Annotated in this window: 18 protein-coding genes and 1 pseudogene; 14 read left to right on the forward strand and 5 right to left on the reverse strand. The window is 60.6% G+C overall.

Annotated features, from left to right (window positions below; all coding sequences use genetic code 11):
- The first annotated feature begins 11 nt into the window (after window positions 1-11).
- Complete coding sequence (locus NKI17_RS10375; protein WP_352622115.1) at window positions 12-569, forward strand: thioredoxin family protein; 558 nt, start codon at window positions 12-14, stop codon at window positions 567-569.
- The gene (gene gph / locus NKI17_RS10380) at window positions 566-1,267 is read left to right on the forward strand and encodes a phosphoglycolate phosphatase (protein ID WP_352646192.1); all 702 of its coding nucleotides are present in this window, start codon (window positions 566-568) and stop codon (window positions 1,265-1,267) included. Before NKI17_RS10375 ends, gph begins: the two co-directional genes overlap by 4 nt.
- Before the next feature lie 61 nt (window positions 1,268-1,328).
- Here gph and NKI17_RS10385 read toward each other — a convergent pair whose 3' ends face one another.
- On the reverse strand, window positions 1,329-1,709 hold the full coding sequence (locus NKI17_RS10385) for a c-type cytochrome (protein ID WP_352578022.1): 381 nt from the start codon (window positions 1,707-1,709) through the stop codon (window positions 1,329-1,331).
- A 364-nt stretch (window positions 1,710-2,073) separates the two neighbouring features.
- Here NKI17_RS10385 and NKI17_RS10390 point away from each other — a divergent pair, with 364 nt between their 5' ends.
- The 4 genes and pseudogenes from NKI17_RS10390 (at window position 2,074) to NKI17_RS10405 (ending at window position 4,815) form a co-directional block, all read left to right on the forward strand.
- A complete protein-coding gene (locus tag NKI17_RS10390) occupies window positions 2,074-2,283 on the forward strand; it encodes a hypothetical protein (protein ID WP_023678830.1) in 210 nt (69 codons plus the stop codon).
- 42 nt (window positions 2,284-2,325) lie between these two features.
- A complete protein-coding gene (locus NKI17_RS10395; RefSeq protein WP_352646194.1) occupies window positions 2,326-3,312 on the forward strand; it encodes an ABC transporter substrate-binding protein in 987 nt (328 codons plus the stop codon).
- Window positions 3,309-4,106 carry an ABC transporter permease gene (locus NKI17_RS10400; protein ID WP_352854902.1) on the forward strand — a complete coding sequence of 266 codons (798 nt, stop codon included), beginning with the start codon at window positions 3,309-3,311 and terminating at the stop codon, window positions 4,104-4,106. The genes NKI17_RS10395 and NKI17_RS10400 overlap by 4 nt, the downstream gene beginning before the upstream one ends.
- A pseudogene (locus tag NKI17_RS10405) lies at window positions 4,075-4,815 on the forward strand (ABC transporter ATP-binding protein). The gene NKI17_RS10400 and the pseudogene NKI17_RS10405 overlap by 32 nt, the downstream one beginning before the upstream one ends.
- Window positions 4,816-4,917: 102 nt before the next feature.
- On the opposite strand, the gene NKI17_RS10415 reads toward NKI17_RS10405, so the two are convergent.
- Window positions 4,918-5,271, reverse strand: a complete 354-nt coding sequence (locus NKI17_RS10415; RefSeq protein ID WP_023678826.1) for a hypothetical protein — start codon at window positions 5,269-5,271, stop codon at window positions 4,918-4,920.
- 346 nt (window positions 5,272-5,617) lie between these two features.
- Window positions 5,618-5,872 carry a hypothetical protein gene (locus NKI17_RS10420; RefSeq protein WP_352646198.1) on the reverse strand — a complete coding sequence of 85 codons (255 nt, stop codon included), beginning with the start codon at window positions 5,870-5,872 and terminating at the stop codon, window positions 5,618-5,620.
- A 195-nt stretch (window positions 5,873-6,067) separates the two neighbouring features.
- On the opposite strand from NKI17_RS10420, the gene NKI17_RS10425 reads away from it, so the two are divergent.
- From NKI17_RS10425 to pqqE, 8 genes are all read left to right on the forward strand, one after another.
- The gene (locus NKI17_RS10425; RefSeq protein ID WP_502894471.1) at window positions 6,068-7,843 is read left to right on the forward strand and encodes a methanol/ethanol family PQQ-dependent dehydrogenase; all 1,776 of its coding nucleotides are present in this window, start codon (window positions 6,068-6,070) and stop codon (window positions 7,841-7,843) included.
- Between the two features lie 152 nt (window positions 7,844-7,995).
- Window positions 7,996-8,520, forward strand: coding sequence for a c-type cytochrome, methanol metabolism-related (locus NKI17_RS10430; RefSeq protein ID WP_352854905.1), 525 nt, complete (start codon window positions 7,996-7,998; stop codon window positions 8,518-8,520).
- 1 nt (window position 8,521) lies between these two features.
- A complete protein-coding gene (locus NKI17_RS10435) occupies window positions 8,522-9,385 on the forward strand; it encodes a substrate-binding domain-containing protein (protein WP_352646200.1) in 864 nt (287 codons plus the stop codon).
- Between the two features lie 214 nt (window positions 9,386-9,599).
- Window positions 9,600-9,695 (forward strand): pyrroloquinoline quinone precursor peptide PqqA, encoded by a 96-nt coding sequence (locus NKI17_RS10440; protein WP_101918690.1) that lies wholly within the window; start codon window positions 9,600-9,602, stop codon window positions 9,693-9,695.
- A gap of 153 nt (window positions 9,696-9,848) precedes the next feature.
- Complete coding sequence (gene pqqB / locus NKI17_RS10445) at window positions 9,849-10,787, forward strand: pyrroloquinoline quinone biosynthesis protein PqqB (RefSeq protein ID WP_352905860.1); 939 nt, start codon at window positions 9,849-9,851, stop codon at window positions 10,785-10,787.
- Window positions 10,784-11,542, forward strand: a complete 759-nt coding sequence (gene pqqC, locus NKI17_RS10450; RefSeq protein WP_352692455.1) for a pyrroloquinoline-quinone synthase PqqC — start codon at window positions 10,784-10,786, stop codon at window positions 11,540-11,542. The genes pqqB and pqqC overlap by 4 nt, the downstream gene beginning before the upstream one ends.
- Window positions 11,539-11,835: a pyrroloquinoline quinone biosynthesis peptide chaperone PqqD gene (pqqD, locus tag NKI17_RS10455; RefSeq protein WP_352578031.1), complete on the forward strand. Its 297-nt coding sequence runs from the start codon at window positions 11,539-11,541 to the stop codon at window positions 11,833-11,835. Before pqqC ends, pqqD begins: the two co-directional genes overlap by 4 nt.
- Entirely contained in the window at window positions 11,832-12,953 is a 1,122-nt protein-coding gene (gene pqqE, locus NKI17_RS10460) for a pyrroloquinoline quinone biosynthesis protein PqqE (protein WP_352905861.1), read from the forward strand. Before pqqD ends, pqqE begins: the two co-directional genes overlap by 4 nt.
- A gap of 20 nt (window positions 12,954-12,973) precedes the next feature.
- Here pqqE and fghA read toward each other — a convergent pair whose 3' ends face one another.
- Window positions 12,974-13,825 (reverse strand): S-formylglutathione hydrolase, encoded by an 852-nt coding sequence (gene fghA, locus NKI17_RS10465; RefSeq protein WP_352450659.1) that lies wholly within the window; start codon window positions 13,823-13,825, stop codon window positions 12,974-12,976.
- A gap of 422 nt (window positions 13,826-14,247) precedes the next feature.
- Window positions 14,248-14,466, reverse strand: a complete 219-nt coding sequence (locus NKI17_RS10470; protein ID WP_352646213.1) for a hypothetical protein — start codon at window positions 14,464-14,466, stop codon at window positions 14,248-14,250.
- Between the last annotated feature and the right edge of the window lie 49 nt (window positions 14,467-14,515).

The following is a 14,515-nucleotide window of genomic DNA, read 5'->3' on the forward strand; positions in this document are numbered from 1 at the left end:
CGGAGGAAATCTTGGCGGCAATCCCACCTGTCTGCGATTTCGGCTGGCGAGCCATCGACGCCGTTTTGCCCGGCGTCGACGGCACATCGCATTCGATCTTAAGCCACGCCGGCCCGAACGGGCTGGTGGTGGCTTTCATCTGCAATCACTGCCCCTATGTGAAGGCGGTGATTTCACGGATGGTGCGCGACGCCAATGACCTCAAGGCCGAAGGCATCGGCTTTGTCGCGATCAACTCCAACGATAGCGACGCCTATCCAGATGATTCGTTCGACAACATGAAGCTCTTTGCCAGGACGAACGGCTTCACTTTCCCCTATCTCCACGACGAGCACCAGACGGTGGCGCGCGCCTACGGAGCCGTTTGCACCCCGGATTTCTTCGGGCTCAACAGCGAGTTGACGCTGCAATATCGCGGCCGGCTGGACGCGTCGCGACGCGACGCCGAATTGCCCGGGCTGAGGCGCGACCTGTTCGAGGCGATGAAGCAAGTTGCCCGAACCGGGGACGGACCGCTTGACCAGATCGCTTCGATCGGCTGTTCGATCAAGTGGAAGGGTGCCGCATGAACGTCGGCGCAGGCAGGCCGTTTCGCTCGCCCAAGGCGATCCTGTTCGATCTCGACGGCACACTGGTCGATTCGGCGCCTGATATTGCGGCCGCCGTCAACGAATTGCTGGCCGGCCGCGATCTGCCGCCGCTGCGGCTGGATCAGGTCAAGGCCATGATCGGCGGCGGCATCAGGAAACTGGTCGAAAGGGCCGTCGCGGCTTCCGGCACGCCGCTCCTCGGCATCGCACTCGATGAGGCCAACCGCGTCATGGCGCCGATCTATCGCAGGCATCTGACCGGCCGCACGAGGCTGATGCCTGGCGTCAGGGAGGTTCTCACGCACTTGCATTTGAGCGGAATAGCCATGGCCGTGGTGACCAACAAGCCGCAGCTGGCGGCTCGCGAAATCCTGCTGCATTTTCGGCTGACGGAATATCTCGGCGCGATCGTCGGCGGAGACGCGGTGACATCATTGAAACCGGCGCCAGACGCGCTGTTGCTGGCGCTCGACCTGCTTCAGGTCGAACCTCGTGACACGCTGATGGTCGGAGACAGCAGCGCCGACGTGGCCGCCGCCCGCGCCGCCGGCATGGCCGTCATTCTGCTGCGTGGCGGATACAGCCAAATTCCCGTTGAAGAGCTTTGCGCCGACCTCGTTTGCGACAGCCTGTTCGATCTGCCGTCAGCGATGCAGAGGCTGCAAGACGCTGCGTGACCCCATGCGCAAAGCCGAGCCAACGCCGGCCGAGCGCAGTCCAACGGCCGGCGGTACCGCGTTATTTTGAGAATTGTTTCAGATAAGCAATGACGTTGGCGATGTCCTCGTCTTTCTTGAGGCCGACAAACGCCATCTTGGTTCCTTTGACCATCGCCTTGGGATCGCGAAGGTAGGTCGTCAGCGTGGCCTCATCCCATTTGACGCCGGACTTGCCGGCCTCGGTCATGGCCTTGGAATAGCTGAACCCCGGATGCGTCCCGGCCGTTCGGCCGATAACGCCGTTCAAGGACGGACCGATCTTGTTCTGATCCTTGTCTGCGACGTGGCAGACCTTGCATTTGGCAAACACCTTCTCACCCGCCGCGGCATCCTGTGCCTGAGACTGGGTAGTGACAAAGGTGGCGACGGACACGGCGGCGAAAAATGCGACTGCGCGCATGGCATTTCCTCATTGATCGTGTGAGTGCCCGGGACACTTTACGCGTGTCGATGCCTTGATCGCCGGCATTCGTTTTAAAGCGGGAGAGCGAACTATTCGTCCTTCCTCCCCGGACTGGCAGCACCTGCACGCCTCGAAAAGCTAGACTGCCGATGAAAGAAGTCAATCGTACAAAGGTCCTGTTTCGTTTCCCGACTGCGCGAAGGGAAGTGTGTAGCGACACGCGGTCCACATCATTGACGCCTGTTGGCCGAACGCGTAGCCTCACTCCAACCGGTTTGCTGTTTGGGCACCTTCAGGAATCCGCGCAACTCCAAAGCACGAACTCTGGAGAGTTCGCCGCGCAGGCGACGATAAGTGCCAAATGGACATGGTCGATCTCATATTAACGGTGTGCCTTAGCGCCAATCCGGGCAATTGCCGAGATGAACATCTCTATTTCGAGAGCCGCGGCTCTCTGTTCCAATGCATGTTCCTGGCGCCCGCCGAGATCGCAAAATGGTCTCAGGAACATCCGAGTCTCAAGGTCGTGCGCTGGAAATGTGCCGTTCCGAGCAAGGAACGAGCAATTTGATCGACATTCCTGGTTCGTCAAGACCCTAAAAGAGGAGACGCCATGATGATTTCGCGGCGCACGACGCTGCGCTTGGCGGCTCTGGGGGCCATCCTCGCCTCAAAGCCGGTTGCCGTCTTTGCGGCCGCTAAAGTCCGAATTGGTGTCCTGAAGTTCGGCACCGTGAGCTGGGAACTCGACACGTTGAAACGCCACAAGCTCGACGAGGCCAACAGGATCGATCTGGAAATTGTCTACTTCGCCGGGGAGGATGCGACCAACGTCGCGCTGCTGGCCGGCGCGATCGACATGATCGTGACCGACTGGCTGTGGGTCTCGCGCCAGCGCTCCGAGGGCGGCGATCTTACATTGGCCCCTTATTCGACCGCCGTGGGGGCAATCATGGTGAAGGACGAATCGCCGATCCGGACGCTCGCCGACCTCAAGGAAAAGAAAATCGGTGTCGCCGGCGGCCCGCTCGACAAGAGCTGGCTACTGGTCCAGGCGCTGGCCAGACGCGATCACGGCCTCGACCTGCCGACAGCCTGTGACGTCGTCTTTGGCGCGCCGCCGCTGATTTCTGAAAAGGCGATGCAAGGCGAACTCGATGCCGTGCTCAATTTCTGGCATTTCTGCGCCCGGCTCGAGGCCAATGGCTTTCGTCGGTTGATCGGTGCGGATGACGCGACGAAAGCGCTTGGTGCCTCAGGCCCCGTGTCGGCACTCGGCTACGTCTTCCACGAACATTGGGCGAGCGACAATCCGGATGCCGCCCGGGGCTTCGTCAAGGCATCCAAGCAGGCCAAGGACTTGCTAGCCAAATCCGATGATGAATGGCTGCGCCTGGCGCCACTCATTCGCGCAGAAGGCAAGGAGCTGGAAAAACTGCGCGACCGCTATCGCCAGGGCATCCCAAGACGGCCGGTCGCCGAAGAAGCGGGCGATGCGGGCAAACTCTATCACGTGCTGGCCGCGATAGGCGGCGAGAAGCTGGTTGGCAGGGCGCCCGAGATGGCGCCCGGCACGTTCTGGCCGGAACTCGCGAAATGACCGCAACGGAAGACAAGTCGGGTCGATCCGGCTTTGCGACGGCGCTGACGCCAGCGCTGACGGTAACGGTTTCCCTGATTGGACTTTGCCTGCTGTGGGGCCTCGCGGCTCATCTGTGGCAAAGCCGTGCTTTCCCCCCACCAGGGCAGGTCTGGCAGGTCCTGCTCAGGGAAGCGGCGAGCGGTGACCTTTTTTATCATCTTGGCGCGACGCTCGGACGAGTTGCTGCGGCGTACGTCGTCGCAATGATTATCGGCTCGGTCATCGGCGTCATCCTCGGCAGCTACCGCGGTGCGGACCGGTTCTTCAGTCCGTGGGTGGTCCTGTTTCTCAACATTCCAGCGCTGGTGGTCATCGTGCTCGCCTATATCTGGTTCGGCCTCAACGAGGCGGCGGCGATTGGCGCAGTTGCCGTGAACAAGATCCCGAATGTCGTGGTGACGATGCGCGAAGGCGCCAGGGCGTTTGATCCGCGTTATGCCGAAATGGCCGCCGTCTACCGCTTCGCCCCACTCGAGCGCATCCGCCATGTCCTGCTGCCGCAACTGCAGCCCTATTTTGCCGCGGCCTCGCGGTCCGGCATCGCCCTCATATGGAAGATCGTCCTGGTGGTCGAACTGCTCGGCCGCTCCAATGGCGTCGGTTTCCAGATCTATCTCTATTTCCAGCTCTTCGACGTCGCCGCCATTCTTGCGTACACGCTGGCTTTCGTGGCGGTGATGCTTGTCATCGAACTTCTCCTGGTGCAGCCCATTGAACGACATGCAACCCGTTGGCGCCGCCGTCCCGCTTAGGGTCGACATCGCCGAAAAGACCTTCAGGTCCGCGCAAGGCGTGTCGATCACGGCGCTACAGGGTCTGTCCTTCGAGGTCCGGCCGGGCGAATTCGCTTGCCTGTTTGGGCCGTCGGGCTGCGGCAAGACCACGACGTTGCGCATCCTGCTTGGACTGGACAAAGACTTTTCCGGCTCTTTCCAACTGCCGCAAGGCGGCTCGAACCGCATCGCCGCCGTGTTCCAGGAGCCTACTTTGCTGCCATGGCGCACGGTGGAGCAGAATGTCAGGCTGGCGCTGCCGAAAAGCCTAAGAGCGAAGAGTCTCGACGAGCTGTTTGACACTCTCGGCCTCGCTGGCATGCGCTCGCTCTATCCGGCGGAGCTTTCGCTCGGGCTTGCGCGCAGGGCAGCGCTTGCCAGGGCCTTCGCCACCGAACCGGCGGTACTTTTCCTGGACGAACCCTTTGCCTCCCTCGACGAACAGACCGCCGAGCGGCTTCGGCAATTGCTTTTGACCGTGTGATCGGCGCGGCCTACGACCGCCCTGATGGTAACGCACAATCTGCGCGAGGCACTGATGCTGTCGGACCGCATCATCGTGCTTGAGCAGCGCCCAGCCCACGTGCTCGGCATGTTCGACGTAAGAGTGCCGAGGCAGCATCGCAATCCACTGGTGATGAGCGACCTTTTGCGGTCATTCCAGCAAAAATTTCCGGGTGTGGCCTGATCGCCTTACGGCTCGAATGCGGATTGCAAGGTATTTTGCAGCCAATAGCCAATAGAAACGGCGAGACTGTGAGGCACCGCCACGCGCGCCTGTTTCGCCTGATTAAAAGCAACGTACGTCGGCTTCAGCCTGCGCGCGTTTCAGTTCCGTGCGCGCCGCCTTCGCTGGCGCGCTTTCGCGAAACAACCCTGCGGCCTCCCCTGTCGTCAGCGACATGCTTTTGAAGGTCTCCGCCCTCTCATAGTGATCGTAAGGAAGGATCGAGGCGATAACATCGATCGAGCAGGAACAGCTTTCAAGCGCCTGACGTGTCTGGCCATTTGTTTGCATGCAGCCGAGCACGTAGTCGGCAATCGTTGCCGTCGGGTAGTCTCCCGCGGCGTTGGCCAAGTTCGCAAAAGCCAGCGTCGCCGCAAAGGCCACCGGCAAGGTGAGAGATCCAACAGACCTTATCATGAGGAACCTCCAGTTGGCCTGGACACCATGCGTCCAGACGGGATCATCGCTCCAATTGGCGACGTGCCGCAAAGCCAGTCAAGCTCCCATGGCCTGCGTATAGGACCAAAGGAGGAATGCCCTATCGACCGACAAGAGCCAGCTTCATGCCCCCCTGCGCACCCTCCTTCACGCGTTCATTTCATGCGTCGCTCACTATCGGCAGCCAGCGAGACGCCCGCATACTTACTCGTAGGTGCCCCGCAGAATATATCGAAATAAAGTCAAATGTGTATCACCTCGAGAATACGCGAACAATATGTTTGCTATATATATCGCGGCTGGCGGTCATCCTCTTATTAGTTTTTCACGCGGCGCTTATTTTAATTATTTCTAAATATTGCATCGCACCATATCGATATTGCAGCGCAGCGACCCATTGTAGGTTTTTGCTTGCCTGGCCTTTTACGATGACATAGCTTTTTCCTGTTTCCGGCTTCAAGAGCGCCACCGTCATCAGGGAGCGGCGGCAGTCTTTCGAAGACCAAGGGGGGCGGGCGGTAACGGTGCCCTCTGCTTCGGGGTAGGTCGTGACAGCTGCCGGAAAATAACTTCCCAACATGAATTGCTTGGGCAAGCCCTTGTGGGGCTTGACGGTCGATTCTTCACTGCGAACCCGGGAGGATTTTGGATGCGTGTACTTGCGAAAACTACCTACATTCTGACGACCGCGGCGTTTTTATCGCTCGGCGCTGCCTATACGGCTTCGGCCAATGAAGACCTTGCAAAGCTCGCATCGGATGCGAAGAACTGGGCGATGCAGACGGGTGACTACGCCAACACCCGCTATTCCAAACTCAACCAGATCACTGCCGACAATGTGAAGAACCTGCAGGTCAAATGGAGCTTTTCCACCGGCGTGCTGCGCGGTCACGAAGGCGGGCCGCTGGTCATCGGCGACGTGATGTATGTCCACACGCCTTTCCCAAACAACGTCTATGCTCTGGACCTCAAGAATGACGGCAAGATCCTGTGGAAATACGAGCCCAAGCAGGACACGAACGTCATTCCGATCATGTGCTGCGACACGGTCAATCGCGGTGTCGCCTATGGCGACGGCAAGATCATTCTCAACCAGGCCGACACCACCGTCGTCGCGCTCGATGCCAAGACCGGCAAGGTCGTCTGGTCTGTCAAGAACGGAGACCAGACCGACGGCGGAAAGGGCGAATCCGGCACGTCGGCACCCGTAGTCATCAAGGACAAGGTGCTCGTGGGCGTCTCCGGTGCTGAATTCGGTGTTCGCGGCTGGCTGGCCGCCTACAATCTGAAAGACGGCAAGCTCGCCTGGAAAGCCTATTCGGAAGGTCCTGATGCAGACACCCTTCTCGATCCCGAGAAGACCACCCATCTCGGCAAGCCTGTCGGAAAAGATTCCGGCACGAACACCTGGGAAGGCGAACAGTGGAAGACGGGCGGCGGCACGACATGGGGATGGTATTCCTATGATCCCAAGCTGAACCTGGTCTATTACGGCACCGGCAATCCCTCGACGTGGAACCCGGTCCAGCGCCCAGGCGACAATCGCTGGTCCATGACAATCATGGCTCGCGATGCGGATACCGGTGTTGCCAAATGGCTCTACCAAATGACCCCGCATGATGAGTGGGACTATGACGGCATCAACGAGATGATTCTCGTCGATGGCATGGAGGTCAACGGCGCCAAGCACGACGTGCTGGTGCATTTCGACCGCAACGGCTTTGCCTACACAATGGATCGAGCCACCGGCGAACTTCTCGTCGCCAAGAAATACGATCCGGCAGTGAACTGGGCGACGGAAGTCAACATGGATCCCAAGAGCGACCAGTATGGCCGCCCGCAGGTCGTCGCCAAGTATTCGACCCAGCAGAACGGCGAAGACACCAACTCGACCGGTATCTGCCCGGCCGCGCTTGGAACCAAGGACCAGCAGCCGGCCGCCTACTCGCCGAAGACCGGGTTGTTCTACGTGCCGACCAACCATGTCTGCATGGACTATGAGCCTTACAAAGTGAGCTACACCGCCGGTCAGCCCTATGTGGGCGCCACCGTGTCGATGTATGCGGCGCCTGGCGGTGACGGTAACATGGGCAACTTCATTGCCTGGGATGCAGCCAAGGGTGAGATCGTCTGGTCGAAGCCCGAGCAGTTCTCGGTGTGGTCGGGCGCATTGGCGACAGATGGCGACGTCGTCTTCTACGGTACCCTCGAAGGCTACATCAAGGCGGTCGATAAGGACGGCAAGGAACTCTACAAGTTCAAGACCCCGTCCGGCATCATCGGCAACATCACGACCTACGAGCATGACGGCAAGCAGTACGTCGCCGTTCTGTCCGGCGTCGGTGGATGGGCGGGTATCGGTCTGGCAGGGGGGCTGCTTTCGCCCGATAACGCCGCTGCCTGGCATGGCGCCGTCGATCAGGGCCGTGCGCAGGGCGACGAGACCGCGGTCGTTGGAACCGCTGGTCTGGGTGCCGTCGGCGGTTACGCGGCACTTGCCGACTATACGACGCTGGGCGGCCAGCTCACCGTCTTCGGCCTCCCGGACTAATAACCGGGAAGAGCCTTACGACTAGGTTCGAAAACGAGAGCCCGGGTCACCCGAAGCCGGGAACCGGGCTCTCGATTGCGCGCCCACCCAACACCGATTAATGCCGAGCACGACGGCAGCCAGTGTCCCTGGCAAATGAAGGAAGAGTCTGAATGATCGTTCGCATTGCAGTTTCCGCTCTCGCTCTGGTCCTGCTGCCTCTGGCCAGCTCAAGTCTGGCAAGGGCCGAAGACAGCATGGAAAAAGCCAAGGCGGTGAAGCAAGAAGGGGGCAAATATTTAGATGCGGACGGAAATCCGACCTACAAGATCGAAAACGGAACCGTCGATTGGTACACCTTCAGCGGGTACCGCCGGTATCACTCAGATTGCCATGTCTGTCACGGACAGGACGCCACAGGTTCGAGCTATGCGCCTGCCCTGGCTAATAGCCTGAAGAACATGGATTACGCCACGTTCCTGTCGATCGTCGCCGAGGGCCGCAAGAATGTCGGCGGCGGCAAGGAAAACGTCATGCCTGCCTTTGGCGACAACAAGAACGTCTATTGTTACCTGGACGATCTCTACGTCTATCTGCGCGCGCGCGCCGATGGCGCGGCACCCCGCGGCAGGCCGCCCAAGCACGAAAACAAGGCTCAGGCAGCCAAGGATGCCGAAGCATCCTGCATGGGTGGATGATATGACCGGCTGCACTGCATCGAAGCTGCGCGTCGTTCTGCCGATCCTCGGCGCGCTCGCCTTGCTGCCGTCGAATGTTCTGGCACAAAATGCCGGGCTTGGCGCTGCGGGCGAACTGGTCGATCCCGACATTCTGCGCGTCTGCGCCGATCCCTCGAACATGCCCTTTACCGACAAGAACGGCCAAGGCTTCGAAAACAAGCTGGCTGAACTGGTTGCCAAGAAGACGGGGCGGAAATCAGTCGCTTACACGTGGTTTCCCACTGTCACCGGCTTTGTGCGCAATACGCTGGGGGCCAATCGATGCGACATCATCATGGGCTACGCCCAAGGCGATGAACTGGTGCAGAACACCAACGCCTACTATCGCTCCGCCTATGTGCTCGTATACCCCAAAGGCAACGGCATGGAAGGCATCGAGACGCTCGAAGACCCGAAACTTTCCGGCAAGAGAATCGGCGTCGTCGAAAGCACGCCGCCAACCGCCAACATGGCCGCCAACAAGCTTCTGCGGACCGCCAAGATCTATCCACTCGCGGTGGATACGCGCGTCACTCCTTCCATGGGGGAGGTCATGATCAGGGACATGTTCGCCGGCGAGATTGACGCGGCGGTCCTGTGGGGGCCGATGGCAGGTTACTATGCCAGGGAACTCGGAGCCGATGTCACCATTGTTCCGCTGCTGAAGGAAAAAACCGGCTCGCGCATGTCCTACCGCATCACCATGGGCGTACGTCCGTCCGACCAGGAATGGAAACGGACGCTCAACCGGGTGATCAGGGAAAACCAGGCGGAGATCACCAAGCTCCTGCTGGGTTACAATGTGCCGCTGATCGACGAGCACGACAATCCGATCACGCAATAGTCGGGATGGGTCAGGAGGAGGAAAAACCTACGCGATGAACAATTGAAGAGAAGACTACAGCTACTTTCGATAGTTTTGTTTTTCGGTCTTTCAAAACCTTGCGTTCATTTGTCCATTTTGAGAACGTGATGGACGAGCCATTGCTTCGGTGCCCTGCAATGGTTGGCTAACCACCGGATCGGCCCCTTCGGGCTGGTAGAAGAGGAGAAATGTTATGAAGAAGAGCTGGACAAAACCGACCATGTGTCAGGTTGCTGCGGGCTTTGAAATTTCGCGCTATCTGCCTGCTGAAATTACTCCCAAGAAGTAGGCCGCAGAGGTGCGTGTCCCTGGCAACAGGGGCACGCATCCCCTTGCCGCATGGGATTTTCGTGAAAGAGTTTGAGGTGCGCAAAGCGGGCGGGCCGTTTTTTGCGGCTGCAAATTGGCTGCTGGTCAGAGAAGCCGCGGGGCGGGCGTTTTCATGCGTTTGAGAATCATCGGATCGGCGGCCGGCGGCGGCTTTCCGCAATGGAACTGCAATTATCGTCTGAGCCGTGCGGCTCGCACCGGGGTAGCTGGCGTGCATTCACGAACCCAATCGAGTGTCGCCGCGTCGGCGGATGGACTCGGCTGGGTTCTGTTCAACGGCTCGCCCGACATTCGCCAGCAGATCGCGGCAACGCCTGAATTGCAGCCCGTGCACGATGCGCCGCTGCGCTCGACACCTATTCGCGCGGTGGTGCTGACCAATGCCGATGTCGATCATGTGGCCGGCCTGCTCAGCCTGCGTGAGCGGCAGCCTTTCGCTATCTATGCAACGACACAGGTTCTGGCGACGCTGAAGGCGAATTCGATTTTCAATGTCCTCGATCCGGCGCTCGTGCCGCGACGCATCTTGCCGCCGGCGCAAGAACTGTCGATCTGCGACGCAGACGGCCACGAGACCGGGGTGGCTGTCGAGAGCTTTCCCGTGCCCGGGAAGATAGCCCTCTATCTCGAAGAAAGAGGCCAGCCGGATGCCAATTTCAGCTCCGATGCCGGCGACACGATCGGCGTCCGTATCGCCGGTGCCGGCAGTCGCGGCTCCGTCTTCTACATCCCCGGCTGCGCCCGCATCGATGCGACCCTGCGCACGCGTCTGGCCGATGCCGCATGCCTTCTGTTCGACGGCACGGTCTTCACCGACGACGAGATGATTGCTGCCGGCGTCGGCCAAAAGACCGGTGCGCGCATGGGGCATCAGGCAATGTCGGGAGACGCGGGGTCGATCGCCGGCTTGGCCGATGTGAGGATCGGCCGCCGTGTCTTCGTCCACATCAACAACACCAATCCTGTTCTGGACGAGAATTCTGCCGAGCGTGCAGCAGTCGAAGCGGCTGGCTGGGAAGTGGCCTGCGACGGGATGGAGATGGAACTTTGAGTGATTTCCACGACGCAGCCAGCAACGGCCTGTCCTCAAGCGAGCTCGAAGCCGTGCTGCGGCAGGTCGGTGCCGAGCGCTATCACAACCACCATCCTTTCCATCACAGGATGACCAGCGGTGCGCTGTCGAGGACCGAGATGCAGGCCTGGGCGCTGAACCGCTATTGCTATCAGGCTGTCATTCCGCGCAAGGATGCCATGATCCTCGCGCATGCCGAGGATCCGGCGTTTCGCGCCGCCTGGCGCAAACGCATCGAGGATCATGACGGCGAAGACGGCTGGAGCGGCGGTATTGCGCGCTGGTTGCACCTGGCGACCTCGCTCGGTCTCGATGCCGACGCGGTGAAGAGCGAGAGGCTGGCCCTGCCGGCGACACGTTTTGCGGTTGGCGCTTACCTCTCCTTTTGCACGAACCGGACCCTGCTGGAGGCGGTCGCGTCGTCGCTGACCGAGATGTTCTCGCCGCTCATCATCGGCGAGCGGGTACCCGCGATGCTGGCCAGATACGATTATATCACCGAGGACACGCTGGCCTATTTCACCCGACGGCCCGAACAGGCCTCGCGCGACGCCGACTTCGCGCTCGCCTATGTGCTCGAACATGCCGACACGGCGGAGCGCCGGCAGCAGGCGATCGATGCACTGGTGTTCAAATGCGATATACTCTGGGCCATGCTCGACGCGCTTCAACACGCCTATGGCGAGCCGGGCAATATCCCGCCCGGCGCCTTCCGTCCGGAGGCAGCCCAATGATGGCACTGCGCGAAAGAGCCATGGTGTCGCTGCAGTCGGTTCCATCGCTGCCGAAGCACGTGCGCATACAGTATGACCCCGTGCGCCAGGCGTTCGCCGTGCTTTCGCCCGAAAAGGTGTTCTGGCCAAACGAGATCAGCCTCGACATATTGCGCCGCTGCGACGGACGGTCCACGGTCGGCCACATCATTGCCGGCCTTGCCGCAGATTATGATGCCGAACAGGAGGCTGTGGCGGCCGATGTCGTCGCCTTCCTGCAGGAATGGTCGGACAAGCTGCTGGTGAAGCTATGAGCGAGCCCCCTCTCCCCCCGATCGGCATGCTGGCGGAACTGACGCATCGCTGCCCGCTGCAATGCCCCTATTGTTCCAATCCGCTCGAATTGCTGAAGGCCAATCGCGAACTCGACACGCAGAGCTGGCTCGACCTGTTCTCGCAGGCGGCCGACCTTGGCGTTCTCCAGGTGCATCTGTCCGGCGGTGAACCGACGCTGCGTCGCGATCTCGAGCAATTGATCGCCGGGCTTTCGGCGCGCGACGTCTACACCAACCTGATCACCGCCGGTGTCGGCATTGCGGATGGCCGCGTCGAGGCATTTGCCGAAGCCGGGCTCGACCATCTGCAACTGAGCTTTCAAGGTGCACGGCCGGCGACCACCGAGCGCATCGGCAATCATAGGGGCAGCCACGAAAAGAAGCTGGAAACGGCACGCCGCGCTCGCGCGGCCGGCTTGCCGCTTACCATCAACGCGCCGATCCATCGCCACAATATCGAGGAGGTACCGGAATTCATCGATCTGGCCCTTTCGCTGGGTGCGGAGCGTCTCGAGATCGCCAACGTGCAGTACGCCGGCTGGGCGCTGACCAATCGCGATCAACTGATGCCCGAGCGTGCTGCCGTCGACCGCCAGGCGGAGATCGTCGCGGCGGCGCGCGAACGGCTCACCGGCATCATGAACATCGATTTCGTCACGCCGGATTATTTCGCCATCTATCCCAAGCCGTGCATGGGCGGCTGGGCGCGCGACGCCTTCATGGTGACGCCAGACGGCACCGTACTGCCATGCCATGCGGCCCAGACCATACCGTCGCTCAGTTTCGAGCGTTTTGGATCACGCAGCCTGGCCGCGATCTGGACCGATTCCCCGGCATTTAATGCCTTTCGAGGCACGGACTGGATGCAGGAGCCCTGCCGCAACTGTGAGCGGCGCGAGATCGACTGGGGCGGCTGTCGCTGCCAGGCGATGGCAATCGCCGGCGATGCCGCCGCGACGGACCCGGCTTGCGCGAAATCGCCGATCCATGCGCGCATGGCAATGCTGATCGACGAGGCCCAGCGCGCTGCGACGGTTCCTTCGAAGGACGAACCATTCGTCTACCGGCGCATCGGCGTCGTCACCGAGCCCGCCTGACTGCCGACTATTCCTACGGCCTACCCTCGTGAAAGCCGTTCGGCATGCCACGTCATATGGTCATGCATGAATGTCGAAATGAAAAAATAGGAGTGATCGTATTCGTCCTGCATCCGCAATTTCAACGGAATGCCTGCCTTGGAGCAGGCGTCTTCGAGCAGCCAAGGCCTGAGGCCCTCCTGGAGGAAACCGTCTGACGTTCCCTGATCGACCAGGAATTCCGGGAAACGGTGTCCATCCTCGATGAGCGAAGTGGCATCGTAGCGCCGCCACGAGGCCTCATCCAGGCCGAGATATTTTTCGAAAGCCGGCTTCGACCAGCCGGCTGTGCTTGGCTGCACGATCGGCGCAAAGGCCGAGCAACTTCTGAAACGCGCGGGATTGTTCAGTGCGATCGTCAGCGCGCCATGCCCGCCCATCGAATGGCCGAAGATCGACTGGCGCGCCATATCGGCGGGAAATTCGCGCCCGATCACGGCTGGCAGCTCCTCGACGATATAGGAATACATGCGATAGTTCTTGGCATACGGCTCTTGCGTCGCGTCGAGGTAGAAACCGGCGCCGCTGCCGAACTGCCAATTGTCCTTTTCATCCGGAATGTCGGCACCACGCGGGCTGGTGTCGGGACAGACAACGATCAAGCCAAGTTCGGCGGCAATACGTCTGTATTCGCCTTTTTCCATTACATTCGCATGGGTGCAGCTGAGTCCGGAGAGGTACCACACCACGGGGCAACGGCTTTCCCGTGCCTGCGGAGGCACGAAAATGGCAAACGTCATTTCGCACGAGCAGCTCGTCGAGAGATGAGAGTAAACATGCTGGGCGCCGCCATGCGACTTGGCAGTCGAGACGAGTTTCGGGTGCTCTGGCATATATTCTTCTCCACCAATTTTAACCGCCGACCGTAGGCTCTACGACATCAAGGGTGATCGCGGCAACCTTGGTGGGCCGGCTGGCGCGCGGGGCTCTTGATCGGAGCCGGGATGGCCTGCCGTCGCCGACCGTCTTGGCGCAGCAAGGCGCGAGAGGCCACTCGCTGGCGCACCGTTGCCCAGCAAGCCATACGGGCCAGGCTGGGCGACTGTTGGCGATGCTGGCTATAACAAGGACGCAGTCACTGCGCAGGCATCGGCGATGCTTCCGGAACGCCGAACTCTGCGCAAATGCACTTGCCATGGCTTTCAGTGGCGACAGCCGCTTCGACGCGGCTATGGCGGACGAGCACGCACGCGTCATCGCGTGGGCTCGCAGCAAGCGCGCCAGGGTACCGAGCAAGAACTGGTGGAACCGACGGCTATTCCCGACCGTCGAAAGCCACGGACAGGCCCAGGGCAGTTGCTGCCTCGACGCTCGCCTCGGTTAGCTCTTCGTCGGATGCGACCAGATATGGGGCGGCTTGCCGTGCTGCGTTTAATGTCGCTGTGATCGAGATGGTGTCACCACGATCCTCCCTATTGAGGACTGCGCCGATTGCTTGCTCTACTACCGGACTGACCCTTTTCACCTTACTCATCCACCCTCCCCATACGCGGCCCAGGGCGATGGTAATCTATCCACGGTTG

It is taken from the genome of Mesorhizobium sp. M0816 (assembly GCF_040320005.1).
Lineage (GTDB): Bacteria > Pseudomonadota > Alphaproteobacteria > Rhizobiales > Rhizobiaceae > Mesorhizobium.